This window comes from Pseudomonas tritici (assembly GCF_014268275.3).
In the GTDB taxonomy this organism is placed as follows: Bacteria; Pseudomonadota; Gammaproteobacteria; order Pseudomonadales; family Pseudomonadaceae; genus Aquipseudomonas; species Aquipseudomonas tritici.
Window position 1 is genome coordinate 6,069,215 of record NZ_CP077084.1, and the last position, 24,233, is coordinate 6,093,447.

General features: G+C 60.8%; 22 protein-coding genes. 12 read left to right on the forward strand and 10 right to left on the reverse strand.

The features are described from left to right. Positions 1-190: 190 nt before the first annotated feature. Positions 191-1,186 (forward strand): hydrolase, encoded by a 996-nt coding sequence (locus HU722_RS27920; protein WP_186752963.1) that lies wholly within the window; start codon positions 191-193, stop codon positions 1,184-1,186. Between the two features lie 120 nt (positions 1,187-1,306). On the opposite strand, the gene HU722_RS27925 is transcribed toward HU722_RS27920, so the two are convergent. Both HU722_RS27925 and HU722_RS27930 read right to left on the reverse strand, forming a co-directional pair. Next, positions 1,307-2,161, reverse strand: a complete 855-nt coding sequence (locus HU722_RS27925) for a sulfurtransferase (RefSeq protein WP_065871965.1) — start codon at positions 2,159-2,161, stop codon at positions 1,307-1,309. 33 nt (positions 2,162-2,194) lie between these two features. Further along, on the reverse strand, positions 2,195-2,866 hold the full coding sequence (locus tag HU722_RS27930) for a TetR/AcrR family transcriptional regulator (protein ID WP_065871966.1): 672 nt from the start codon (positions 2,864-2,866) through the stop codon (positions 2,195-2,197). A gap of 146 nt (positions 2,867-3,012) precedes the next feature. Between HU722_RS27930 and HU722_RS27935 the strand changes: the two genes are divergently transcribed. The 5 genes from HU722_RS27935 to HU722_RS27955 all read left to right on the forward strand — a co-directional run bounded on the left by HU722_RS27935 (position 3,013) and on the right by HU722_RS27955 (position 7,693). Then, positions 3,013-4,440 carry a coniferyl aldehyde dehydrogenase gene (locus HU722_RS27935; protein WP_186752962.1) on the forward strand — a complete coding sequence of 476 codons (1,428 nt, stop codon included), beginning with the start codon at positions 3,013-3,015 and terminating at the stop codon, positions 4,438-4,440. Positions 4,441-4,468: 28 nt separating this feature from the next. Beyond that, positions 4,469-5,014: a twin-arginine translocation pathway signal protein gene (locus HU722_RS27940; RefSeq protein ID WP_065871968.1), complete on the forward strand. Its 546-nt coding sequence runs from the start codon at positions 4,469-4,471 to the stop codon at positions 5,012-5,014. A 146-nt stretch (positions 5,015-5,160) separates the two neighbouring features. After that, positions 5,161-6,756, forward strand: a complete 1,596-nt coding sequence (locus HU722_RS27945) for a GMC family oxidoreductase (RefSeq protein WP_065871969.1) — start codon at positions 5,161-5,163, stop codon at positions 6,754-6,756. A gap of 103 nt (positions 6,757-6,859) precedes the next feature. Further along, on the forward strand, positions 6,860-7,339 hold the full coding sequence (gene coaD / locus HU722_RS27950; RefSeq protein ID WP_049711086.1) for a pantetheine-phosphate adenylyltransferase: 480 nt from the start codon (positions 6,860-6,862) through the stop codon (positions 7,337-7,339). Between the two features lie 102 nt (positions 7,340-7,441). Further along, positions 7,442-7,693: a YfhL family 4Fe-4S dicluster ferredoxin gene (locus tag HU722_RS27955; protein WP_003195146.1), complete on the forward strand. Its 252-nt coding sequence runs from the start codon at positions 7,442-7,444 to the stop codon at positions 7,691-7,693. 121 nt (positions 7,694-7,814) lie between these two features. Here the strand turns inward: HU722_RS27955 and mutM are convergent, their stop codons facing one another. Both mutM and HU722_RS27965 read right to left on the reverse strand, forming a co-directional pair. After that, a complete protein-coding gene (mutM, locus tag HU722_RS27960) occupies positions 7,815-8,627 on the reverse strand; it encodes a bifunctional DNA-formamidopyrimidine glycosylase/DNA-(apurinic or apyrimidinic site) lyase (protein ID WP_065871971.1) in 813 nt (270 codons plus the stop codon). 21 nt (positions 8,628-8,648) lie between these two features. Continuing rightward, positions 8,649-9,461, reverse strand: a complete 813-nt coding sequence (locus HU722_RS27965) for an HDOD domain-containing protein (protein ID WP_175403042.1) — start codon at positions 9,459-9,461, stop codon at positions 8,649-8,651. 330 nt (positions 9,462-9,791) lie between these two features. On the opposite strand from HU722_RS27965, the gene HU722_RS27970 reads away from it, so the two are divergent. From HU722_RS27970 to ilvD, 3 genes are all read left to right on the forward strand, one after another. Continuing rightward, a complete protein-coding gene (locus HU722_RS27970; protein WP_049711083.1) occupies positions 9,792-10,988 on the forward strand; it encodes a class I SAM-dependent rRNA methyltransferase in 1,197 nt (398 codons plus the stop codon). A gap of 247 nt (positions 10,989-11,235) precedes the next feature. Beyond that, positions 11,236-12,396 carry an MFS transporter gene (locus HU722_RS27975; RefSeq protein WP_065891350.1) on the forward strand — a complete coding sequence of 387 codons (1,161 nt, stop codon included), beginning with the start codon at positions 11,236-11,238 and terminating at the stop codon, positions 12,394-12,396. Positions 12,397-12,606: 210 nt separating this feature from the next. Further along, a complete protein-coding gene (gene ilvD / locus HU722_RS27980; protein WP_065871973.1) occupies positions 12,607-14,448 on the forward strand; it encodes a dihydroxy-acid dehydratase in 1,842 nt (613 codons plus the stop codon). Between the two features lie 189 nt (positions 14,449-14,637). Here ilvD and HU722_RS27985 read toward each other — a convergent pair whose 3' ends face one another. Beyond that, positions 14,638-15,696, reverse strand: a complete 1,059-nt coding sequence (locus tag HU722_RS27985) for an HAD family hydrolase (protein WP_065871974.1) — start codon at positions 15,694-15,696, stop codon at positions 14,638-14,640. Between the two features lie 242 nt (positions 15,697-15,938). On the opposite strand from HU722_RS27985, the gene HU722_RS27990 reads away from it, so the two are divergent. Further along, complete coding sequence (locus HU722_RS27990) at positions 15,939-17,330, forward strand: L-cystine transporter (RefSeq protein WP_065871975.1); 1,392 nt, start codon at positions 15,939-15,941, stop codon at positions 17,328-17,330. A gap of 84 nt (positions 17,331-17,414) precedes the next feature. On the opposite strand, the gene HU722_RS27995 is transcribed toward HU722_RS27990, so the two are convergent. Further along, entirely contained in the window at positions 17,415-17,927 is a 513-nt protein-coding gene (locus HU722_RS27995; RefSeq protein WP_065871976.1) for a dihydrofolate reductase, read from the reverse strand. Positions 17,928-17,996: 69 nt separating this feature from the next. Here HU722_RS27995 and HU722_RS28000 point away from each other — a divergent pair, with 69 nt between their 5' ends. Further along, a complete protein-coding gene (locus HU722_RS28000; RefSeq protein WP_065891349.1) occupies positions 17,997-19,376 on the forward strand; it encodes a DUF2868 domain-containing protein in 1,380 nt (459 codons plus the stop codon). Continuing rightward, positions 19,369-20,727, forward strand: coding sequence for a DUF3482 domain-containing protein (locus HU722_RS28005; RefSeq protein WP_065874382.1), 1,359 nt, complete (start codon positions 19,369-19,371; stop codon positions 20,725-20,727). The genes HU722_RS28000 and HU722_RS28005 overlap by 8 nt, the downstream gene beginning before the upstream one ends. On the opposite strand, the gene HU722_RS28010 is transcribed toward HU722_RS28005, so the two are convergent. The 4 genes from HU722_RS28010 to HU722_RS28025 form a co-directional block, all read right to left on the reverse strand. Beyond that, positions 20,691-21,281, reverse strand: a complete 591-nt coding sequence (locus HU722_RS28010; protein WP_065874383.1) for a hypothetical protein — start codon at positions 21,279-21,281, stop codon at positions 20,691-20,693. The two genes, HU722_RS28005 and HU722_RS28010, sit on opposite strands and share 37 nt — an antisense overlap. A gap of 82 nt (positions 21,282-21,363) precedes the next feature. Further along, positions 21,364-21,930, reverse strand: coding sequence for a phosphonate degradation HD-domain oxygenase (locus tag HU722_RS28015; RefSeq protein ID WP_065874384.1), 567 nt, complete (start codon positions 21,928-21,930; stop codon positions 21,364-21,366). Continuing rightward, complete coding sequence (locus HU722_RS28020; RefSeq protein WP_065874385.1) at positions 21,930-23,063, reverse strand: TIGR03364 family FAD-dependent oxidoreductase; 1,134 nt, start codon at positions 23,061-23,063, stop codon at positions 21,930-21,932. The genes HU722_RS28015 and HU722_RS28020 overlap by 1 nt, the downstream gene beginning before the upstream one ends. A 125-nt stretch (positions 23,064-23,188) precedes the next feature. Continuing rightward, positions 23,189-24,211 (reverse strand): putative 2-aminoethylphosphonate ABC transporter substrate-binding protein, encoded by a 1,023-nt coding sequence (locus HU722_RS28025; protein WP_049711073.1) that lies wholly within the window; start codon positions 24,209-24,211, stop codon positions 23,189-23,191. Positions 24,212-24,233 lie beyond the last annotated feature (22 nt).

The window sequence follows — 24,233 nt, forward strand, 5'->3', positions numbered from 1 at the left end:
AGCTGAATTCAATTGTGGTGAAAGGGCTTGTTGTGGCGAGGGAGCTTGCTCCCGTTGGGCTGCGCAGCAGCCCTAATACCTGCAACTGAGTTCTGATTGAAGAACCGGGGTGTTCTTGATGGGGCTGCTACGCAGCCCAGCGCGAGCAAGCTCGCTCGCCACAGTTAATGCGTCTGCAGCAGAGATTTTCATGAAGCCTTTCGCTGAACAATTCACCCCCGCCTTCGGCCTCGGCAACCCCCACCTGCAAACACTGTGGGGGCCGTTGTGCCGGCCCACCACCCATATCGAACGCCAACGCGAACGCCTGTGGCTGGACGATGGCGACTTTCTCGACCTCGACTGGCACGGCCCCCACGACGCGCAAGCGCCTTTGGTGCTGGTGCTTCACGGGCTGACCGGCTCCTCCAACTCACCCTACGTCGCCGGCCTGCAAAAAGCCCTCGCCGCTCAAGGCTGGGCCAGCGCAGCGCTGAACTGGCGCGGTTGCTCGGGTGAACCGAATCTATTGGCGCGCAGTTACCACTCTGGGGCCAGCGAAGAGCTGGCGGCAGCGATTGCGCATCTGCGCACCAAGCGGCCTTTGGCGCCGTTGTACGCGGTGGGTTATTCCCTGGGCGGCAATGTGCTGCTCAAGCATTTGGGCGAAACCGGAAAGGCGTCGGGGCTGCAAGGCGCGGCGGCGGTGTCGGTGCCGTTTCGCCTGGACCAATGTGCAGACCGGATCGGCCTGGGCTTTTCGCGGATTTATCAAAAGCACTTCATGCGTGAAATGCTCGCGTATATCCGCGTCAAGCAAAGCCGTTTTCTACAGGATGGTCGGGCTGACGGGCTTAAAACCCTGGAAGCCCTTGGCTCACTGGAGAAGATGCGCACATTCTGGGACTTCGATGGCCGCGTCACCGCGCCGCTGCACGGCTATCTGAGTGCAGAGGATTATTACCGCCGCGCATCGAGTCGTTATTACCTGGGCGGCATCCGCACGCCGACCCTGATTATCCAGGCGGAGGATGATCCGTTTGTGTTTGCCCATAGCCTGCCAGAGGCCGGCGAACTGTCGGACTGCACTGAGTTTGAGCTGACGGCCAAGGGTGGGCATGTGGGGTTTGTGGAGGGTTCGCTCAAACGACCAAGCTACTACCTTGAGCGCCGCATCCCCCAATGGCTCCTAACACAACACAGTTAAAAAATGTGGGAGCGGGCTTGCCTGCGATAGCGGTGGGTCAGCCAACCCACCGGTGACTGACACTCCCTCATCGCAGGCAAGCCAGCTCCCCCATTTTGATTGGGTTACATCCCAACAGGCTCAGTCGCCGGTAGCAATCGCCCGCTCCGGATCCGTAATCCACTCACTCCAAGACCCCGCATACAACTTACCCAACGGGTAACCCGCCAGGCTCAGCGCAAACAGGTTGTGGCAGGCCGTCACGCCTGAACCGCAATACGCCACGAGTTCATCCGGCGAGCGCCCCTGGAGCTGGGCAGCAAAGCGCTGCTTAAGCTGATCTGCCGGCAGGAAGCGACCGTCGCTGCCCAGGTTTTCGTTAAACGCCGCGCATTGCGCGCCAGGGATGTGCCCGGCAATCGGATCGATAGGCTCCACTTCGCCGCGAAAACGCGGTTGAGCGCGCGCATCGATCAGCGTCAATCCCGGCTGGCCCAGGCGTTTTTGCAGGTGTTCGGCATCGAGCAGCAGGCGATTGTCCGGCGTCCCCGCGAAAGTCCCAGCTTCAAGGACCGGCGCATCCAGGCTCAACGGGAAACCCGCGGCATGCCATGCCTTGAGGCCGCCATCCAGAATAAACACGCCATCACGCTTGCCCAACCAAACCAACAGCCACCATGCCCGCGCGGCGTAGGCGCCAGGACCGTCGTCATACAGCACCACATCGGTGTCAGCGCTGATGCCCCATGCCCGTAATTGCCGAGCGAACGTTTCAGCCACCGGCAACGGATGACGCCCGGTCACGCCCTTGGTTACTGGCCCGCTCAGATGCCGCTCCAAGTCAGCATACTGCGCGCCCTCGATATGCCCTTCGGCGTAGCTGCAGCGCCCGTAGTCCGGGTCTTCCAGGGCAAAGCGGCAATCCAGGATCACCAACCCGCCAGCCTTCTGGCGCTCGGCCAGTTGCTGGGGGCTGATCAGTTGGGCAAGCGGCATGACGGCCTCCTATGAATAGATTCGAGAAAGGTCCTACTTCACTTCTTCCAATGCCTGATTCAACGGCACGTAAAACTCTTTGAATAAGGCGTCCACGGCCTCTTTCGCCTGGGGCGTGACAAACCCAGCCTCCAACACCAACACCTGATACACCCCGCGCTTGATGGCCTCGGCGCTCAAGTGGGCGGAATTTTCGTTGGTCGTGCACAAAAAACGCACCCAGGAGGTCAGGATAATCCACGCATTGAGGGTCAGCGCCTCGGTTTGCACCGGGTCCATATTCAGGATGCCGGCATCGACAAACCCCTGGTAAATCGCGCCGCCCTGGATCAGGCAGCGCTGGGAAAAACGCCGATAGCCGGTGGCCAGTTCTGGATCGCTTTCCAACAGGTGTTCGAGGTCGCGGTGCAGGAAACGATAACGCCACATGCCGGCCAATACGGCTTGCAGGTAGAAGCGCTTATCCGCCACGGCCATGGCGCGACCTTGAGGCGGGCGCAAGAAACTGTCCACCAGGGCTTCGTATTCGCGAAACAGTACGGCGATGATCGCCTGCTTGTTGGGGAAGTGGTAGTACAGGTTGCCCGGCGAAATTTCCATATGGGCGGCGATGTGGTTGGTGCTCACACTGCGCTCGCCCTGCTGGTTAAAAAGCTCCAGGCTGGTTTGCACAATGCGCTCGCTGGTCTTTACTCGTGGTGCCATAGGGGATCAGCTTCTGTACACGTGATGGGGCATCTTACGGCCTATCCTTGCCAGGATAAATCTGCATGTGGCTGCAATGTTATTTGACAATTTAGAGTAATGACTCTAAAAACCCAGGCAGACCTATAACAATCGGGAACGCCGCCATGTCTGCCAACGTTGCCTACTTGCAAGATTCCCAGGCGCTGGATCAACTCCAGACCCTGTTCGATGCGCAACGCTGCGCCTACGCCGCCAACCCGATGCCACCGGCCGCACAGCGCCAACAATGGCTGAAGGCGCTGCGTGATTTGCTCAGCGACGAGCGCCAGGCGTTGATCAACGCGATCAGCCAGGACTTCAGCCACCGCAGCGCCGACGAAACCCTGTTCGCCGAACTGATGCCCAGCCTGCATGGCATTCACTATGCCAGCAAACACCTGAAGGGCTGGATGAAACCGTCCCGGCGAGCTGTAGGCATTGCCTTCCAACCGGCTTCGGCCAAAGTTATCTACCAGCCCTTGGGCGTTATCGGCGTGATCGTGCCCTGGAATTACCCGCTGTACTTGGCCATCGGTCCGCTGGTCGGCGCGTTGGCGGCGGGTAACCGGGTGATGCTCAAGCTCAGCGAATCTACCCCCGCGACCGGCGAACTGCTCAAGGCGCTGCTGGCAAAGGTCTTCCCGGAGGATTTGGTGTGCGTGGTGCTGGGTGAAGCCGAAGTAGGCATGGCGTTTTCCAAGCTGCCCTTCGACCACCTGTTGTTTACCGGTGCCACCAGCATCGGCAAGCATGTAATGCGTGCAGCGGCCGAACACCTCACGCCGATCACACTCGAGTTGGGCGGCAAGTCGCCAGCCATCGTGTCCGCTGATGTACCGCTCAAGGACGCTGCCGAGCGCATTGCCTTCGGTAAAGCGTTGAACGCCGGCCAGACCTGCGTGGCGCCCGACTACGTGCTGGTGCCGGAAGATCGTGTCGAGGGTTTCGTCGAGGCCTACACCCAGGCCATTCGCGGGTTTTATCCGACCCTGGCCGACAACCCGGACTACACCGCCATCATCAACGAGCGACAACTGGCCCGGCTCAACGCTTACGTGAAAGACGCCACCGACAAGGGCGCCACCCTGATCCCGCTGTACGACCAGGGCCAGGCGCGGCGCATGGCTCACAGCCTGCTGCTGAATGTCAGCGATGATATGACCATGATGCAGGACGAAATCTTCGGCCCGGTGCTACCGATCGTGCCGTATCGCGGCATCGACCAAGCCTTTGCCTACATCAACCAGCGCCCTCGCCCACTGGCCCTGTATTACTTCGGCTACAACAAGGGCGAGCAAAACCGCGTGCTCCACGAAACCCATTCCGGTGGCGTGTGCCTGAACGACACCTTGCTGCACGTGGCCCAGGACGATATGCCGTTTGGCGGCATCGGACCGTCGGGCATGGGCCATTACCACGGTCACGAAGGTTTTCTTACCTTCAGCAAAGCCAAGGGTGTGTTGGTGAAACAACGCCTGAACGCGGCGAAGTTGATCTACCCGCCCTACGGCAAATCAATCCAGAAGTTGATCCAGAAGCTGTTCGTTCGCTGATACCGCCACCCACGGGATAACAATAACAATGAACCCTAGCCTGACTGATTCACCTGCGCTTTCACGGCGCGGCGTCTTGAAAATCGGCTTGTGTGCCAGCGCCTTCCTGGCCACCGCCGGGCTCGGCGCCAGCCTCAGCGGTTGCTCCAGCAGCACGCCGGCCAGCGGCTTTGCCATGTTGCGCAGCAGTGACTTGCCCTTCTTGCGCGCGGTTATCCCAGTGCTGCTCGAAGGCGTCGCCAGCGCCCAGGAAGTCGCCCGCGGGATTGAAGACACGCTTAAGAAGCTCGACTTCAGCCTGCAGCGCCTGTCGCCGGAGATGTTCAAGCTCACCCAGCAACTGTTCGACGTGCTGGGCATGGGCATTACCCGTGGGCCGTTGACCGGGATCTGGGGCAGTTGGGAAAACGCCAGCGGCGAACAGATCCGCAACTTTTTGCACCGCTGGGAAAACAGCTACCTGAACCTGCTGCGCATGGGCCAAGGCTCGCTGCTCAAGCTGGTGATCATGGCCTGGTACTTCCAGCCGGCGTCCTGGGCGCATTGCGGCTATCCGGGCCCGCCGAAGATTTAGCCTTGATAACCCAATCAAATGTGGGAGCTGGCTTGCCTGCGATAGCGGTGGATCAGCCATAAATGCACTGCCAGACAGACCGCCATCGCAGGCAAGCCAGCTCCCACATTGACCGCAACTCCGTACAAAAATAAGAGTGCACTTTTATGCCCGTACCTGATCTGTTCCGCGACGGCATGGCCCGTGGCTGGAAAACCCATAACGGCGCCGCCCTCGACAGCGACCTGACCCTGGAAGCCGATGTGGCGATCATCGGCAGCGGCGCAGGTGGCGGCACCACCGCCGAAATCCTCAGCGCTGCTGGCTACAAAGTGCTGCTGATCGAAGAAGGCCCGCTCAAGACCAGCAGCGATTTCAAGCTGCTCGAGGACGAGGCCTACACCAGCCTGTACCAGGAAGGCATCGGCCGCATGAGCAAGGACGGCGCGATTACCATCCTGCAGGGTCGGGCGGTAGGTGGCACCACCTTGATCAACTGGACGTCGAGCTTTCGCACCCCGGACGCCACCCTCGCCCATTGGGCCAGCGAATATGCGGTGAAGGGTCACAGCAGCGCCGAGATGGCGCCCTGGTTTGAAAAGATGGAACAACGCCTGGGCATCGCGCCCTGGGCCCTGCCGCCCAACCCGAACAATGATGTGATCCGCAAAGGTTGCGAAAAGCTCGGCTACAGCTGGCACGTGATCCCGCGCAATGTGCGCGGCTGCTTTAACCTGGGCTATTGCGGCATGGGCTGCCCGGTCAACGCCAAGCAGTCGATGCTGGTGACCACTATTCCCTCCACCCTGGAAAAGGGCGGCGAGCTGCTTTACCTGGCACGCGCCGAACGCCTCGTCTACAACGGCGACACCATCAACAGCCTGGAGTGCGTAGCCCTGGACGACCTGTGCGTGGCGCCGACCGGACGTAAGATCACGGTAAAAGCCAAGCATTACGTACTCTCGGGCGGTGGTATCAACAGCCCGGCACTGCTGATGCGCTCAAGTGCTCCGGACCCGCATTCGCGGTTGGGCAAGCGCACCTTCCTGCATCTGGTGAATTTCTCCGCGGGTCTATTCGATGAGGTGATCAACCCGTTCTATGGCGCCCCCCAGTCGATCTATTCCGACCATTTCCAATGGCAGGACGGCACCACCGGCAAAATGTCCTACAAGCTAGAGGCGCCACCCTTACACCCCGCGTTGGCGAGCACCCTACTCGGCGGCTATGGCACCCAGAACGCTCTGGATATGAGCCAATTGCCCAACACCCACGCGATGCTGGCGTTACTGCGCGACGGCTTCCACCCCGACAGCCCGGGCGGCAGCGTGGAATTGCGCGGCGACGGTACGCCAGTGCTCGACTATCAGGTCTCGGATTACGCCTGGGACGGCCTGCGCCGCGCGTTCCACAGCATGGCCGAGATCCAGTTCGCGGCGGGCGCCAAGTCAGTCAAGCCGCTGCACCACGACGCGCGCTACGTGAAAACCCTGGCCGAAGCGCGCAGCCTGATCGACGGCCTCAACCTGGAACTGCACCGCACCTGCCTGGGCAGCGCCCATGTGATGGGCGGTTGTGCCATGGGTGAAGACCCGAAAAACGCCGTGGCCGACAGCCTCGGTCGTCATCACCAACTGCGCAACCTGTCGATCCACGATGGCTCGCTATTCCCCACCAGTATTGGGGCCAATCCACAATTATCGGTGTACGGTTTGACCGCGCAACTGGCGACGGCTTTGGCCGAACGTCTGAAAACAGCATGAAAAAACGCGCGATAAGCGGCATGTATCTACATAAGTCGACTTGGCCGACCGGGATGGCTGCGATACCATCCGGTTCCCCAACGGACTCCGCCAGGACGACGCGATGAACCGAGTGTTGTACCCAGGTACCTTCGACCCGATTACCAAAGGCCATGGCGATCTGGTCGAACGCGCCTCACGCTTGTTCGACCATGTGATCATCGCGGTCGCGGCCAGCCCCAAGAAAAACCCGCTGTTTCCCCTGGAACAGCGCGTGGAGCTGGCGCGTGAGGTCACCAAACACCTGCCCAACGTGGAAGTGGTGGGCTTTGCCACACTGCTGGCGCACTTCGCCAAAGAGCAGAACGCCAATGTGTTCCTGCGTGGCCTGCGCGCGGTGTCGGACTTCGAATATGAATTCCAGCTGGCTAACATGAACCGCCAATTGGCGCCGGACGTGGAAAGCCTGTTCCTCACGCCGTCGGAACGTTATTCGTTCATTTCCTCGACGTTGGTCCGTGAAATTGCCGCTTTGGGCGGCGATATTACCAAGTTCGTGCACCCGGCCGTGGCCGATGCGCTGACACTGCGCTTCAAGAAATAAGACCGCTGAATCGGCGCCTGCTCGCACTGCGGGCGCCAATGCGGCACAATTGCGCGCATTAGTTTTCAGATGCCTTGGCTGACAGCCCTGGCAGGAGTTTCCATGTCCCTGATCATCACCGACGATTGCATCAACTGCGACGTCTGCGAACCCGAGTGCCCGAACGCCGCGATTTCCCAAGGCGAAGAGATCTACGTGATCGACCCTAACCTGTGCACCCAGTGCGTCGGCCACTATGACGAACCTCAGTGCCAGCAAGTGTGCCCGGTAGATTGCATTCCGCTGGATGAAGCCCATCCGGAGACGGAAGAGCAGTTGATGGAGAAGTACCGGAAGATTACCGGTAAGGCTTGAGCTTTTTCAGGGCCTGGAAGGGCCTCATCGCAGGCAAGCCAGCTCCCACATTGGATGTGTGAACACATTCAAATGTGGGAGCAGACAGGCCTGAGATGGCGATTTCAGCCATCACACAGGTTCAGCGCTGACACTTGGGGCAAAACACACTCGCCCGCTGCCCCAGCACCACATTGCGCAACTCAGTCCCGCAGACCTTGCACGCCTCGCCGCCGCGGCCATAAACGAACAGCTCCTGTTGGAAATACCCCGGCTGCCCATCACCGCCGATAAAGTCCCGCAGCGTCGTACCACCGCGCTCGATAGCGGCGGCCAGGATGCGCTTGATCTCAATCGCCAGCTTCAAATAACGCGCTCGCGAAATGCCGTCCGCCTCGCGACGCGGATCGATCCCCGCTGCAAACAGCGCTTCCGTCGCGTAAATATTGCCCACGCCCACCACCACCGCGTTGTCCATGATGAACGGCTTCACCGCCATCGACCGTCCACGGGACAGTTGAAACAAGCGATCGCCATCAAACAGGTCCGTCAGCGGCTCTGGCCCCAGGCGAATCAACAGCTCATGGTTGTGCGGGTCCTGGCTCCACAGCATCGCGCCGAAACGCCGCGGGTCGGTGTAACGCAGGGCCAGGCCGGATTCGAGCTCGATATCCACATGCTCATGCTTGGCGGCCGGCATGCCGACTTCCACCAGGCGCAGGTTGCCCGACATGCCCAGATGGCTGATCAGGGTGCCCACTTCGGCATTGATCAACAGGTACTTGGCCCGCCGCTCCACCAGCACGATGCGCTGCCCGGACAGGCGCACATCAAGGTCTTCCGGGATCGGCCAGCGCAGGCGCCGTTCACGCACCACCACACGGCTGACGCGCTGGCCTTCCAAGTGCGGTGCAATGCCGCGCCGGGTGGTTTCGACTTCTGGTAACTCGGGCATGTGTACCTCGTGAAGGAAGGGTCAGTGCGCGCCCAGCTCGCGGATCGACAACTTCATGCTCTCGAAGTCGTAGTCCGACAGCCCCACGTAGTCCAGCACCAGGTGGCCGATGGTATTCCACTCATGGTCGACCGCCTGGTTGCCCAGCACGCGGTAGGACGAGCAGACGTGCTCGGCCATTTTCAGGATCGCCAGCAGGTTTTTCAGTTGGGAATTGCGCGACGACTCATCGCTGAAAATCGCCAGGGCATTGTGGTGGTTGGCGATGGCATCGGTTACATGTTCCGGCAGGCGCCAGGACTTGGCGGTGTAGTAACCCACCACCGCATGGTTGGTGTTGAACGCGTTGTTCTCGGTGTCGACCACGCGGGAGTCGGGGCCGGCGTTGGCGTATGCCTGTTCCAGCACCGTCATATAGTTGGGGAAGCGCTTGAGCATCAGCGGCACGCCGCAATCGTGGAACAGGCCCAAGGCATATGCCTCGTCTACGGCTTGCGACCCGGTGCGCTTGGCCAGAGTGAGGCAAGTCATGGCCACATCCTGGGCGGTGTCCCAGAAGCGGTTGAGGGTGACGATGGTGTCGTCGCTCATCTCGCCTTTGATCGACAAGGCGTTGATCAGGTTGATGATAGAACGGCTGCCCAGCAGGTTCACTGCGCGCTGGATCGAGGCGATCTTGTTGCTGAGGCCGTAATAGGACGAATTGACAATCTTCAGCAGCGCGCCGGACAGGCCCGGGTCCTGGGAGATCAACCGCGCGATCACCTCCAGGTCCGGGTCGGGCATGTACTGCTCCATCTGCAAATCCACCATGATCTGCGGTTGAGGCGGCACGCTGATGCCTTGCAAGGTCTGCTGGATCTGTTCGGCGGAAAGCTCTTGGGACATAAGTACATACTCCGGGCTAGGCGGGGATTCTAACCCCTATGAAGACTTGACCGACACCTCAAAAACCCGAACTGAAACCCGATTCAATGTGGGAACCGGGTTATGTGGGAGCTGGCTTGCCTGCGATAGCATCTCCTCGCAGTAACAGACATACCGAGTCGCCTGCATCGCGGGCAAGCCCGGCTCCCACAGGGGCATCACAGCCCACATGTCCGGCGGCGTCACAGAGTCCTGTGCAACACGGTATACTCCCGCTCTTTTTTCCGGAGCGACGTCATGTCCCTGCCAAGCCTGCGCCTCAAACCCAACGCTGATCGCCGTTTGCGCAACGGCCACCTGTGGGTCTACAGCAACGAAATCGACGTGGCGGCCACCCCACTTCACGGCTTCCAGGCAGGCGACCAGGCTATCCTGGAAGCAGCCGGCGGCAAGACCCTGGGCATCGTGGCCATGAGCCCGAACAACCTGATCTGCGCCCGCCTGCTGTCGCGCGACATCAAGCTGCCTTTGGACAAGTCGCTGCTGGTGCACCGGATCAACGTGGCGCTGTCACTGCGTGATCGCCTGTTCGACAAGCCGTTCTACCGCCTGGTCTACGGCGATTCCGACCTGCTGCCGGGCCTGGTAGTCGACCGTTTCGGCGACATCCTGGTGGTGCAGATCGCTTCGGCGACCATGGAAGCGCATAAGGAAGACGTGATCGCTGCGCTGACCCAAGTGCTCAAGCCGAGCGGCATCCTGTTCAAGAACGACTCCGCCGCGCGCGACGCCGAAGGCCTCAACCGCTACGTCGAAACCGTGTTCGGCCTGGTACCTGAATGGGTCGCCCTGGAAGAAAACGGCGTGAAATTCGAAGCCCCGGTCATCCAGGGCCAGAAAACCGGCTGGTTCTACGACCACCGCATGAACCGCGCCCGCCTGGCCCCGTATGCCAAAGGCAAGCGTGTACTCGACCTTTACAGCTACATCGGCGGCTGGGGCGTGCAAGCAGCAGCTTTCGGCGCCAGTGAAGTGTTCTGCGTCGACGCCTCCGCCTTCGCCCTCGACGGCGTGGAGCGCAACGCGGCACTGAACGGCGTTGCCGAGAAGATGACCTGCATTGAAGGCGACGTCTTCGAAGCCCTCAAAGAGCTGAAAGCCAGCGAAGAACGCTTCGACGTGATCGTCGCTGACCCACCGGCCTTCATCAAACGCAAAAAAGACATGAAAAACGGCGAAGGCGCCTACCGCCGCCTCAACGAGCAAGCCATGCGCCTGCTCAGCAAGGACGGCATCCTGGTCAGCGCGTCGTGCTCCATGCACCTGCCGGAAGACGACCTGCAAAACATCCTGCTGACCAGCGCCCGCCACCTGGATCGCAATATCCAGATGCTAGAGCGTGGTGGCCAGGGTCCGGATCATCCGGTGCACCCGGCGATTGTCGAGACGCGGTATATCAAAAGCATTACGTGCCGGTTGTTGCCCAATAGCTAAGTAACACGCAGATCAAAGGTGGGAGCGGGCTTGCCCGCGATAGCGGTGTATCAGTTACAGATTTTTAATCTGTTACACCGCTATCGCAGGCAAGCCAGCTCCCACATTTTTTTGTGTTGTGCCAGAAGGATTTTTCCTACCGCCGCAAACCACGTGGATCCAAGAGGCCTCCCACAATAGTTTTAATTGAATTCCATTTTTCGCAGACTAGTATCGGTTTCTGGTGTTACTCCGGAAAACAAAAACAATGTCTGGCTCCATGCGCTCCCGCTTCATCCTGATCACCTGCATTTCCCTGATCAGCTTCTTCCCGATCAATATCCTGCTGCCCTCATTCCCCGCCCTGGCCGCCAGGTTCGACACGCCTACCGCAGACGTCGCACTGTCCATCAGCCTGTTCACACTGGTCTTTTCGATCTCTCAATTGGTCGCCGGCCCGTTATCGGATAAATGGGGCCGCAAGGAAGTCCTGATCGGCTGCATCACCCTTTCTATCCTGGGTGCTATCGGTTGCGCGCTGGCGCCGGACTACCTGACCTTCCTGCTGTTTCGCAGCGTCCAGGCAATGGGTTGTGGCTTCTTCGTACTCGGCCACGCACTGGTAGAAGACCTGTTCGACGAACAAGACCGCGCTCGCGTACGACTCTATTACATGACCCTCAGCGGCTCATTTGTCGCGCTGTCACCGCTGATCGGCTCATGGCTGCAAACCACCTTCGACTGGCAAGGCAGCTTCTACGGCTTTGCGCTGATGGCGCTGGGCATGTTGATCCACGCGTTCTGCATCCTGCCGTCCAAGTCCGCCAGCCCGCACCGCGCGCCTGTATCGATCTTCGGCACGCTGAAAGCCGTCGCACGTCATCGCGACTTCCTGCGCTACTGGTGGATCGCAGCGCTGGTGTTTGCCTGCTACTTCGCCCTGATCAGCGTGACACCGCTGATTTTCATGGATGCGTTGAAGCTCTCCGAATACCAGTACGCGCTGGTGCTGATGGTGTACGGCGTGGCCTATTTGCTCGGTGGCGTGGCGGCCTCCTATCTGCAAAAACACATTCCATTGGCCCGGCAAATCAATATCGGTCTCGGATTGTTACTTATCGCGGGGGTGCTGCTGACGCTGATCGTCAGCCTTGATGCCATCAACACCGTGAGCCTGTTGATCCCCATGCTGATCAGCGCACTGGCCGTGACGCTGGTTCGGCCCGCGGCGATTTCAGCGGCGATGCTGCTGTTTTCCAGCAGCGCAGGGACGGCGGCATCGGCGGGGAACAGCATCATGTTCCTGACCGCAGCCGCCAGCAGCGCTGCGCTGGCGCAAACCGGGACTCATTTGTTGTTGACCATCGGCGTGAGCTTCATTGTCTTCAGCCTGTGGGGTTGGATGACAAATGCGCGCTCCTGCGGGTAGACGGCCATTCCCTCCAGCCGCCAGCGGTGTAGAATCGGCCTATTCATCGCCAGTCATCCCCCGGCGGGTTTATGAGCTCAAGGCCAATGCGCACGGCGATCCCGTCACGTTTGCGGCAACTTCCGGACACCAGTGCCATTTTTCGGGTGTTCCAGACGTCAATAGAAGCTCACTCCCCTTTGATACCGATTAGCCGCCCGGAGTGCTCCAATGCCTGATTACCGCTCGAAAACATCCACCCATGGCCGCAACATGGCCGGCGCGCGCGCACTGTGGCGTGCCACGGGGATGAAAGATGACGACTTCAAGAAGCCGATCATCGCGATTGCCAACTCGTTCACTCAGTTCGTACCCGGCCACGTCCACCTCAAGGACTTGGGCCAACTGGTCGCCCGCGAGATCGAGCGCGCTGGCGGCGTAGCCAAGGAATTCAACACCATCGCCGTGGATGACGGCATCGCCATGGGCCACGACGGCATGCTGTATTCCCTGCCGAGCCGCGAGATCATCGCCGACTCCGTGGAATACATGGTCAACGCCCACTGCGCCGACGCCATCGTGTGCATCTCCAACTGCGACAAGATCACCCCTGGCATGTTGATGGCCGCCCTGCGCCTGAACATCCCGGTGATCTTCGTCTCCGGCGGGCCGATGGAAGCCGGCAAGACCAAACTCGCGTCCCACGGCCTCGACCTGGTCGACGCCATGGTGATCGCCGCCGATTCCAGCGCTTCTGACGAGAAGGTTGCGGAATACGAGCGCAGCGCTTGCCCAACGTGCGGTTCGTGCTCCGGCATGTTCACCGCCAACTCGATGAACTGCTTGGTGGAAGCCCTGGGCCTGGCCTTGCCGGGCAACGGCTCGACACTGGCCACTCACAGCGACCGCGAGCAGCTGTTCCTGCAGGCCGGCCGCACCATCGTCGAGCTGTGCAAGCGTTACTACACCGAGAACGATGAATCGGTGTTGCCGCGCAATATCGCGAACTTCAAGGCGTTCGAAAACGCCATGACCCTGGACATCGCCATGGGCGGTTCCACCAATACCATCCTGCATTTGCTGGCCGCGGCCCAGGAAGCCGAGATCGATTTCGACCTGCGCGACATCGACCGTCTGTCCCGTCACGTGCCGCAGCTGTGCAAAGTCGCGCCGAACATCCAGAAGTACCACATGGAAGACGTGCACCGCGCCGGCGGGATCTTCTCGATCCTTGGCTCCCTGGCCCGTGGCGGCCTGCTGCACACCGACCTGCCAACCGTGCACAGCAAGACGCTCGCCGAAGGCATCGCCAAGTGGGACATCACCCAGACTGACGATGAAGCGGTGCATCACTTCTTCAAGGCAGGCCCGGCGGGCATCCCGACGCAAACCGCGTTCAGCCAGTCGACCCGTTGGGACACCCTGGATGACGACCGTGAGAACGGCTGCATCCGCAGTGTCGAGCACGCCTACTCCCAGGAAGGCGGCCTGGCCGTGCTGTACGGCAACATCGCCCTCGATGGCTGCGTGGTGAAAACCGCCGGTGTGGATGAATCCATCCACGTCTTCGAAGGCCGCGCCAAGATCTACGAAAGCCAGGACAGCTCGGTTCGCGGCATCCTCGCCGACGAAGTGAAGGAAGGCGACATCGTGATCATCCGCTACGAAGGCCCGAAAGGCGGCCCGGGTATGCAGGAGATGCTGTACCCGACCTCCTACTTGAAATCCAAAGGCCTGGGCAAAGCCTGCGCGCTGCTGACCGACGGTCGTTTCTCCGGCGGCACGTCGGGCCTTTCCATCGGCCACGCTTCGCCAGAAGCCGCTGCCGGTGGCGCGATCGGCCTGGTGCAGGACGGCGACAAGGTGCTGATCGACATTCCGAACCGTTCGATCAACCTGTTGATCAGCGATGAAGAACTGGCGGCACGCCGGGTCGAGCAGGACAAGAAAGGCTGGAAACCGGTGGAGAAGCGTCCGCGCAAAGTCACCACGGCGTTGAAGGCGTATGCGTTGTTGGCGACCAGTGCCGACAAGGGCGCTGTGCGTAACAAAGCGATGCTCGACGGCCTGTAAGCCTCGCGCATACAAATGCCCCGCCATGTGCGGGGCATTTTTTTGCCTGGCCGAATCTCCAATCTACCGGAGATCAAATGTGGGAGCTGGCTTGCCTGCGATGCAGACACTGCGGTGTACCTGATACACCGGGCGATGCCATCGCAGGCAAGCCAGCTCCCACACTGACCGCACTTCGACTGAAAACGCTTACTGAATATCCTCAGGCTTCACAATCACCCAGTTCTTGTCCGCCGTCACCGGCAGCCCTTCCTTGGCCTGCGCCGCTGCGTGCTTGGCGATCATGCCGTTAAGCTGCGTCATGTACTTGTCCTTGCGGTTGATCCACAGGTGGATGCCGCCTTTGGCTACGTCCACATCGTGAAACAGCATGTAGCCGTCGCTGGTCGGGGTATCGCCGCCGACGATCACCGGTTTTTTCCACTCATCGATATAGGTGAGGATCGCCGCGTGCTTACCGGCCATCCAGGTGGCCGGGGTCCACAGGTAGGGGGTCAGTTCCAGGCCGAGGTTGGCCTTCTCGTCATATTTACCGGCGCTGATCTGTTTGCGCGCGGTGGTCAGCTCGCCGGTCTTGCGATCCTTGAGCAAGGTGGTCACGCCGATGACGTTCTCGGGTTTGACGTTGTAGCCGTACTTCGGATCGGCGGCGACCATGCGCACCAGCTCTTCCGAAGCCGCGGTCATCACATACACCTCGATGCCGTTTTCCATCAGTTTGTTGTACAGCTCGGCCTGGCCGGTGAAGACTTTCGGCGGCTGTACCTCGGATTTTTTCACCACGTCGCCTTCGAAATAGCTGACGGGCACGGGCTTGCCGGAGGCCATCAGCTCATCGACCTGCACCTTGAGCTCCTTGAGGGTAAAACCCGAAAACACTTGGGCGACCCACGGGTAGCAGACCATGTCGTCCACTTCGCAAAGGCGATAGTAGTAACTGAACAGGCTTTCCTTATGGTCGGCGGTGTCTTTGAACGGCATCAGTTTGAGCGATGGATCAAGGCTCTCACGGGTGATCAGGCCCTTGTTTTCCATGTAGGGCAGCAGGGACTCTTCGAGGTCGTAGCGGTAGCTGGTGTTGTCCATGTCGAACACCGCGAAATTACCCTTGTTGGCGTTGGCAGTGATCATTTCATTCAGTTGCTTGGCCGCCGGCGCGGGCCAGTGCTTCAGCTCGGTGGCGGCGAACGCCTGGCTGACGAGTCCGAGGCAGAATGCGGCGGCGAGTAATTTCGGCACGAACTTCATAGGCGTTGTCTCCCTGAGTGAAAGACATCGACGCTAACAAATCCCTGTGACAGTTCCCACTTCGGGCACGACCGTACGCGTCCTGATCCCGTCACACTCATACGCCTGAGCGGCAAATGCTTATTCCAAAAACGACACTGACCATTCCATATCGGTATTAAATCAATATATTTCAAGCTGTTAGGCTTCCCGGTTCGCAATCGCAGGCTCACGCGATTGGCTGCCTTCTCAACGGAGCTCTAATGAATCTGCCCCTGATTCTCAACTTACTGGTGTTCGTGGCCCTGTTGCTGGGCCTGGCACAAACCCGTCGCACACACTGGAGCCTCGCCAAGAAGGTTCTATTCGCCCTGGTTCTCGGCGTGGTGTTCGGCACCGTGCTGCACACGATCTACGGCGATGGTAATCCGGTACTCAAGGCGTCCATCGGCTGGTTTGACCTGGTCGGCAACGGCTACGTGCAACTGCTGCAAATGATCGTGATCCCGCTGGTGTTCGCCTCGATCCTCAGCGCCGTGGCGCGTCTGCACAATGCCTCGTCCCTGGGCAAGATCAGTTTCCTGACCATCGGCACGCTGCTGTTCACCACCGCGATTGCCGCGCTGATCGGTATTGGCCTCACCAACCTGTTCGGCCTCACCGCCGAAGGCCTGGTGGCCGGCACCCAGGAAATGGCACGCCTGCAGGTGATCCAGAGCGATTACGCCGGCAAGGTCGCCGACCTGAATATCCCGCAATTGCTGCTGTCGTTCGTGCCGGCCAACCCGTTCGCCGACCTCGCGCGCGCCAAGCCGACGTCGATTATCAGCGTGGTGATTTTCGCGGCCTTCCTGGGCGTTGCCGCGCTGCAGCTGCTCAAGGATGACGTGGAAAAAGGTCAAAAAGTACTCAACGCCATCGACACCCTGCAAGCCTGGGTGATGCGCCTGGTGCGCCTGGTCATGAAGCTGACGCCCTACGGCGTATTGGCGCTGATGACCAAAGTGGTCGCCGGCTCCAACCTGCAAGACATCATCAAGCTCGGCAGTTTTGTGGTGGTGTCGTACTTGGCGCTGGGCCTGATGTTTATGGTGCACGGCCTGCTGCTGTCTTTAGCCGGGATCAACCCGCTGCGTTTTTTCCGCAAGGTGTGGCCGGTATTGACGTTTGCCTTCACCAGCCGCTCCAGCGCCGCGTCGATCCCGCTGAGCATTGAAGCGCAGACCCGTCGCCTGGGTATCCCGCAGTCTATCGCCGGTTTCGCCGCCTCGTTTGGCGCGACCATTGGCCAGAACGGTTGCGCGGGCCTTTATCCCGCGATGTTGGCGGTGATGGTCGCGCCAACCGTGGGCATCAACCCGCTGGACCCGCTGTGGATCGCGACGCTGGTGGCGATTGTGACCTTAAGTTCGGCAGGTGTTGCAGGCGTGGGCGGCGGGGCGACATTTGCCGCGCTGATCGTACTGCCGGCCATGGGGTTGCCGGTGTCACTGGTGGCGCTGCTGATTTCCGTGGAGCCGCTGATCGACATGGGCCGCACGGCGTTGAACGTGAACGGTTCGATGACGGCGGGGGCAATTACCAGCCAGATCATGGGCCAGACGGATAAGGAATTGTTGAATGCGGATGAGCATGCGGAATTAGCGCAGGCCTGAAGCCAAGAACTGTAGTGAGCGGGCTTGCCCCGCGCGGGGCGGCTTCGCCACCCAGCGCGGGGCAAGCCCGCTCACTACAAGAAGTTAGATTTTTTCCCAGACCTCGAAGTTGTACGCTGGCTTATCGCCTTCAGCTGGGTTCTCCAGATTTGAAACCAGCTTCCACTGGTCCGCATCAAACTCCGGAAACCATGCGTCCCCTTCCGGGCTCAACGCCACCCGCGTCAAATACAACCGATCCGCCTGCTCCAGCCCCTGCGCATACAACTGCGCCCCACCGATCAGCATCAGCTCATCCACGCCCTGCTCCAGCGCCCACGCCTCAGCGCGTTCAACCGCAGCCTCCAATGACGGAAAAACTTCCGCACCTTCAAGCGCCAGATCGGTCTGACGGCTAACCACAAGATTCAAGCGCCCCGGCAGCGGTCGGCCCAGAGAATCCCAGGTCTTGCGCCCCATGATGATCGGCTTGCCGAGCGTAGTGGCTTTGAAATATTTGAAATCCCCCGGCAAGTGCCAGGGCATGCTGTTGTCGACGCCGATCACGCGGTTTTCACCGAGGGCTGCGATCAGGCTTAAAGGGAGAGTTTTTTTCATGGCGACGAGAATACCAGAGGCGCAGGCCAGCGGTTATGCTCCACGTTCACTTGCTCAACAGGACGGCGCGTGACTGCACTGAACCCCCTGCAAAAACTCTGGCTGACAGAAACCGTGCGCCTGCGTGAAGAACACGCCGGCCCGCTGGAAGACCTGGAAGCCAACCGCCTGGCCCGCTCGGCCGGTGGCGACTTGCCGACGCGCATTCAACAGCGCGCCCTGCACCTGGCCGAGCGTGATGGCCTGACCGCCGCGCTCACGCGCTGGCTGCAAGGTGCGCGCCTGGCGCTGGTGCTGCTGGTGATCGTCGCCGTGATCAGTGGCGCCGGCCTTGCCTTTGCGGCAATGGGCAACGGCCTGACCCCGGTGAATGTGTTCTGGGCCTTGGGCAGCCTGCTTGGTTTGAACCTCATCCTGTTGATCAGTTGGGCCCTGGGCCTGCTGTTTGCCGGCGAACACAGCGCCAGTCTTGGGCGCCTGTGGCTGTGGCTCAGCGAGAAGCTCGCGCGTGACGCCAAGGCTGCACAGCTGGCACCAGCGCTGTTGCTGCTGTTGCAGCGCCAGAAACTCAATCGCTGGGCGGTCGGTGTGCTGGTCAACAGCCTGTGGTTGTTGGCGTTGCTCAGCGCCATGGTGATTCTTCTTACGCTACTTGCCACCCGCCGTTACGGCTTCGTGTGGGAAACCACCATTCTTGGCGCCGACACCTTCGTCGCCGTCACCCAGGCCCTCAGCACCTTGCCGGCTATGCTGGGTTTCAACGTGCCGACCGTCGATATGATCCGCGCCAGCGGCGATTCCGCGCTGAATATCGAAAGCGCCCGCCAAGCCTGGGCCGCCTGGCTGGTGGGCGTGCTGCTCGTCTATGGCCTGCTGCCTCGCTTGGCCCTCGCCCTGCTGTGCCTGTGGCGCTGGAAACGCGGGCGCGCCGCCCTGCGCCTGGACCTCAACCTGCCCGGCTACAGCCAGCTGCGCGAACGCCTCATGCCGAGCAGTGAGCGCCTCGGGGTCAACGACGCAGCGCCGGAACAACTGCACCACGTCAGCGGGGGTGTCAGTGAATTGGAAAGCGAAGGCGCGCTGCTGGTCGCCATCGAACTGGACGACCGGCACACTTGGCCGCCCAAACTGCCCGCCAGCGTGAAAAACGCCGGCATTCTCGACAGCCGCGAATCACGCAACAAGCTGCTGGAGCAGCTCACGCGCTTCCCTCCTGCACGCCTGGCCATCGCTTGCGACCCGCGCCGCTCGCCGGACCGTGGCAGCCTCGCGCTGATCGCCGAACTCGCGCGCAGCGCCACCGCCACCCGCGTCTGGCTGCTGCAAGCACCGCCCGGCCAGGCGCTGGACGCCGAGCGCCTGGGCGATTGGCACGCCGCACTGCAACAACTTGAACTGCCCTTCGCCGACTGCGCGCCGCTGAACTGGCTGGAGACCGGTCATGACTAAGCCACTGAAACTCGCCGTGGTGGGCCACACCAATGTCGGCAAGACCTCGCTGCTGCGTACGCTGACCCGTGATGTCGGCTTCGGCGAAGTCTCCCATCGCCCCAGCACCACGCGGCATGTCGAAGGGGCGCGCTTGTCGGTGGATGGCGAAGCCTTGCTGGAGCTGTACGACACGCCCGGCCTGGAAGATGCCATCGCCCTGCTCGACTATTTGGAACGCTTGGATCGCCCCGGCGAACGCCTCGACGGCCCGGCCCGGCTGGCGCGCTTCCTGGAGGGCAGCGAAGCCCGCCAGCGTTTCGAACAGGAGGCCAAGGTGCTGCGCCAACTGTTGGCGTCTGACGCGGGCCTGTATGTGATCGACGCCCGCGAGCCGGTGCTGGCCAAGTACCGCGATGAGCTTCAAGTACTGGCCAGTTGCGGCAAGCCGTTGCTGCCGGTGCTCAACTTTGTCAGCAGCAGCGACCACCGCGAGCCGGATTGGCGTGAAGCCCTGGCCCGCCTCGGTCTGCATGCGCTGGTGCGTTTCGACAGCGTCGCGCCACCGGAAGACGGCGAACGGCGACTGTATGAAAGCCTCGCCCTGCTGCTGGAAAACGCCCGGCCACAATTGGAACGCTTGATTCTTGATCAGGAGGCCCAGCGTCAGGCCCGCCAGCAAAGTGCTGCCCGCTTGATCGCCGAGCTGTTGATCGACTGTGCAGCGTGCCGACGCAGCGTGGTGACTGAAGATGAGCCGCAAGCCATCGGCGACCTGCGCAAAGCCGTGCGTCAACGTGAGCAGAAGTGTGTGGAAGCGCTGCTCAAGCTGTTCGGCTTCCGCCCGCAGGACGCCGCCGCCAGCGACTTGCCGCTGCTGGATGGCCGCTGGGGCGATGACCTGTTCAACCCGGAAACCCTCAAGCAGCTCGGCGTGCGCGTCGGCGGCGGGATCGCCGCAGGCGCGGCGGCGGGTGCAGGCGTGGATTTACTGGTCGGAGGGTTAACGCTGGGCGCCGCCGCACTGGCCGGTGCAATTGCTGGTGGTGCACTGCAAACCGCACGTAGCTACGGCAGCCGCCTGTTGGGCAAGATCAAGGGCCAGCGTGAGCTGACCGTCGACGACGCCGTGCTGCGCTTGCTTGCCCTGCGCCAACGCCAGTTGCTCAAGGCCCTGAACCTGCGCGGCCATGCGGCTATGCACAGCATCAAGGTCGACACGCCCCAGGACAAAACCTGGCGCGAAGGCAAGCTGCCTGACGCGCTGCACAAGGCTCGCGCGCATCCGCAATGGTCTTCTCTTAACCCCCACGCCAAACTCAGTCAGGCCGAGCGTCAGGACCTGGTAGAAAGCTTGGCCACGCAGCTCTGATTTGCGCCAAGGGGTAATTGCTCGTACCACAGCATGGCCAGGAAAGAAGTGGCAAGCGCCCGAACCCACTCTTTGTCCGCTTTGTCTGCGACACCATTTCTATCGACATCACTGTTGGTGAATGACTCAAGCACCCCATTCCCATCAGCGTCATAAGCGGCTGCACTGTAAGCCAGGCTTTGCTTGCGGATAGCGCCCAGCACATCGTGAAACTCCAGTTTTACGGCGTTCGGTGAGCTGGTCTTACCGTAATGATCAACATACACAGACAAACTCCGTTGAGCACTTTCACCCTGGTTAAACCAGTTAAGCTTCAAGAACGTATTCGCAAACTCCTTCAGTAATTGCTTATCCCGAATGTTGCACCGCCCATCACGGTTGATGTCTCCCGCGCACTGCATATCAATAACACCATCGGCGTTCATATCAACGGCCAAGGCCTCGTGACTTAACTCATCCGGCCCGCCTTCATGGCTCTCATAAAAATGCAATATGACCGTATCGGCCCTGCAGTTTCCGCTACGGTCCTGAGCGATCGCTTTTAAATAACGCATACGCCTGTCTCAATAAAGGGATGAGACAAGAACTTAAATCACCCCCATCGACCGGCACAGGTAACAACACCACAGCACACTGTCAGAAATCGCGACGCGGCATCAGTAACTTGCGCGCCTTGGCCTTGAGCACTTCAAGGTCGAGCACCGGCACATGGATTTTCTTGGCCTGCTCATCCCAATAACGCATACGCAAGCTCACCGCGCACAGCGGATCCTGTTCGAAAGCCACGGCCTCTTCGGCGTTCATCACCCCGCCCTGGTAAGCCAACGTACGGCGGCTTGCGTCGCTCAGGCGGGCGTAATAGCCCGGCTGGCTGAAGGTCAGGTAGCGCTTGGCCTGCACGTGATACTCCACCAACCTGGTCATGCGTTCGCTGAACCCTGCACGGCGCAGATAATCCGCCCCCAGCCGCTCATGGCTGACCACGCCATAACCGCCCATGTTCGCGTCGCCCCTGCCGCAGAGATGGCCGATGTCATGGAAAAACGCCGCCAGTACCACTTCGTCATCAAAGCCTTCGGCCATGGCCAGTTGCGCGGCCTGGGACATGTGTTCGATCTGCGACACCGGCTCGCCGATGTAATCCGCCGTGCCGTGCGCCTCGTACAGGCCGAACACTTCGGCTATCGCCTGCTCCGGGCTCATCACGCCGCGCCCCACAATGCAGTGATATTTCGCTCGGCCATCGCCGGCCCCACGCTCATGCCGACACCGGTGTGCATCAATGCCGCACTCACTCCAGGCGCCGCGCGCAGGAACGAGAACGGCGCCGGCCCCCGCGAGCCGTACACACCCTGCCAGCGTTCCAGCACCTGGATCTTGCAGCCCAGGGTCTGCTCAGCCAGTTCGATCATCCAGTCATCGACCTGCTCGGCATTGAACGGCGAAGCATCGCTGCCGTAGTCATGGGAGTCGCCGATGATCAGCTCGCCGTGAGGCGTCGGGCTGATCAGCAGGTGAATCCCGTGTTCATGCAGGTGCGGTGCTTCACGCAGGATCTGCGCCTGTACCGGCGCGGCTTCCGGCAGATCGGCGAATGCGCCGTAGTGCACGCAACTCAGGCCGGTGAGCAACGCGTGTTGCAGGTTCAGATTCACGGCTGGCCGCGCGCGCAGCATTTGCAGGCGGCAGATACTCGGGTTGAGTTCGGCCATCGCTTCGGCCAGCAAGGTTTGGTAGTCGTGACCGGAACAGACAATGATCTGCTCGCCACGAAAGCTGCCCGCCGTGCTGTGCAACTGGCCCGGTTCGACGTCGCGCACCAAGGTGGAAAAGTAAAAATCCACGTTCAGTTCCTGCGCCAGGTAGTTGATCAGCGCCGGGATCGCTTCGCGGGAATACAGTTGCTGATCGTCCTTGCCATGCAGCGCGGCGCGGTGATGGCGGAACTGGCCGCCGTACAGATCCCGCATTGCTGAACCTTGCAGCAGTTCGACGTTGTAGCCGTATTGTTTTGCACGACCGGCGCAGAACGCTTCCAGCAGATGCTCCTCGGCTTCGGTGCGAGCGAACAGGTACGAACCGTTGCGCTTGAGTTGCAGCCCGGCTACCTGGGCCCAATGCCCCCAGATGTCTCGGCTTTCCCGCGCCAGGTCGAGCATCGGTCCCGGCGGTTGGCCGGTGACCAGGGCTTGGCCGAAGTTGCGCACCGAGGCGCCCAATGGTGTGGCGCTACGTTCGAAGACTTTGACCTTGAGGCCGCGCTTGGCGGCAGCATAGGCGTGAGACAGGCCGAGGATGCCGGCACCGATAATCAGCAGGTCGCTGTGGTGTGTCATTGAATGATGTCCTGAATTCGAGACCGCTATCGCAGGCAAGCCAGCTCCCACACGTTGACTTGCGAACACCTTCAAATGTGGGAGCGGGCTTGCCCGCGAAGAGGCCATCAGCCCAAACGAAAATATTACTGACCCGCCACCTTCTCCGACTTGCCGTCATAGCGCTTGCGCCACTCAGCCAAAATGCTGTCGCGGTTTTTCGAGGCCCAGGCAAAGTCGTTCTTGATCAGGCGCTGCTCGTAATCGGCCGGCAATTCAGTCTGCGGCTTGGCAATTCCCGGCTGGGCAAGGACGGCGAAGTTGTCCTTGTACAGGTCCATGGCAGCAGGGCTGGCCGAGAAGTCGGCGAGTTTTTTCGCCGCGTCGGCATGGGCAGAGCCCTTGAGCACGGCGGTGGCTTCAATGTCCCAGCCCAGGCCTTCTTTGGGCAGGATGATATCCAGCGGCGCACCCTGGCGTTTCAGTTGTACGGCCGGGTACTCGAACGAAATCCCGATCGGGAACTCACCCGACGCCGCCAACTTGCACGGCTTGGAGCCGGAGTGAACGTACTGGCCGATGTTCTGGTGCAGGTCGTCCATGTACTGCCAGCCCTGTTTCTCGCCGAAGGTTTGCAGCCAGGCGCTCACGTCCAGGAAACCGGTGCCGGACGAGGCCGGGTTGGGCATGACGATCTTGCCCTTGTATTCAGGCTTGGTCAGGTCCTGCCAGCTCACCGGCTTGGTCAGGCCCTGTTTCTCGGCTTCGACGGTGTTGAAGCAGATGGTCGCGGCCCACACATCCATACCGACCCAGGCTGGTGGGTTGGCAGCGTCGCGGTAGTTTTTGCCAATCTTGTCCAGGTCCTTGGGCGCGTAGTTATCCAGCATGCCCTGCTGATCGAGGATCGCCAGGCTCGACGCGGCCAGGCCCCAGACCACATCGGCTTGCGGGCGGTCTTTCTCGGCCAACAGCTTGGCGGTGATGATCCCGGTGGAATCACGCACCCACTTGATTTCAATGTCCGGGTTGGCCTGTTCGAAGGCTTTTTTGTAGGTCTTCAACTGCTCGGCTTCGAGGGCCGTGTACACCGTCAGCTCGGTTTTGGCGAAGGCATTCAGACTGAATGCGGTCAGTACGGCAGCGACCAGCGCCAGGGGCTTGAACATGGAGCACCTCCTTCAGGGATGT

Excerpts from the sequence above, each read along its gene's own strand:
- HU722_RS27920 (WP_186752963.1), top strand. The coding sequence starts at position 191 with ATGAAGCCTTTCGCTGAACAATTCACCCCCGCCTTCGGCCTCGGCAAC.
- HU722_RS27925 (WP_065871965.1), bottom strand. The coding sequence starts at position 2,161 with ATGCCGCTTGCCCAACTGATCAGCCCCCAGCAACTGGCCGAGCGCCAG.
- HU722_RS27930 (WP_065871966.1), bottom strand. The coding sequence starts at position 2,866 with ATGGCACCACGAGTAAAGACCAGCGAGCGCATTGTGCAAACCAGCCTG.
- HU722_RS27935 (WP_186752962.1), top strand. The coding sequence starts at position 3,013 with ATGTCTGCCAACGTTGCCTACTTGCAAGATTCCCAGGCGCTGGATCAA.
- HU722_RS27940 (WP_065871968.1), top strand. The coding sequence starts at position 4,469 with ATGAACCCTAGCCTGACTGATTCACCTGCGCTTTCACGGCGCGGCGTC.
- HU722_RS27945 (WP_065871969.1), top strand. The coding sequence starts at position 5,161 with ATGCCCGTACCTGATCTGTTCCGCGACGGCATGGCCCGTGGCTGGAAA.
- coaD (WP_049711086.1), top strand. The coding sequence starts at position 6,860 with ATGAACCGAGTGTTGTACCCAGGTACCTTCGACCCGATTACCAAAGGC.
- HU722_RS27955 (WP_003195146.1), top strand. The coding sequence starts at position 7,442 with ATGTCCCTGATCATCACCGACGATTGCATCAACTGCGACGTCTGCGAA.
- mutM (WP_065871971.1), bottom strand. The coding sequence starts at position 8,627 with ATGCCCGAGTTACCAGAAGTCGAAACCACCCGGCGCGGCATTGCACCG.
- HU722_RS27970 (WP_049711083.1), top strand. The coding sequence starts at position 9,792 with ATGTCCCTGCCAAGCCTGCGCCTCAAACCCAACGCTGATCGCCGTTTG.
- HU722_RS27975 (WP_065891350.1), top strand. The coding sequence starts at position 11,236 with ATGTCTGGCTCCATGCGCTCCCGCTTCATCCTGATCACCTGCATTTCC.
- ilvD (WP_065871973.1), top strand. The coding sequence starts at position 12,607 with ATGCCTGATTACCGCTCGAAAACATCCACCCATGGCCGCAACATGGCC.
- HU722_RS27985 (WP_065871974.1), bottom strand. The coding sequence starts at position 15,696 with ATGAAGTTCGTGCCGAAATTACTCGCCGCCGCATTCTGCCTCGGACTC.
- HU722_RS27990 (WP_065871975.1), top strand. The coding sequence starts at position 15,939 with ATGAATCTGCCCCTGATTCTCAACTTACTGGTGTTCGTGGCCCTGTTG.
- HU722_RS27995 (WP_065871976.1), bottom strand. The coding sequence starts at position 17,927 with ATGAAAAAAACTCTCCCTTTAAGCCTGATCGCAGCCCTCGGTGAAAAC.
- HU722_RS28005 (WP_065874382.1), top strand. The coding sequence starts at position 19,369 with ATGACTAAGCCACTGAAACTCGCCGTGGTGGGCCACACCAATGTCGGC.
- HU722_RS28010 (WP_065874383.1), bottom strand. The coding sequence starts at position 21,281 with ATGCGTTATTTAAAAGCGATCGCTCAGGACCGTAGCGGAAACTGCAGG.
- HU722_RS28015 (WP_065874384.1), bottom strand. The coding sequence starts at position 21,930 with ATGAGCCCGGAGCAGGCGATAGCCGAAGTGTTCGGCCTGTACGAGGCG.
- HU722_RS28020 (WP_065874385.1), bottom strand. The coding sequence starts at position 23,063 with ATGACACACCACAGCGACCTGCTGATTATCGGTGCCGGCATCCTCGGC.
- HU722_RS28025 (WP_049711073.1), bottom strand. The coding sequence starts at position 24,211 with ATGTTCAAGCCCCTGGCGCTGGTCGCTGCCGTACTGACCGCATTCAGT.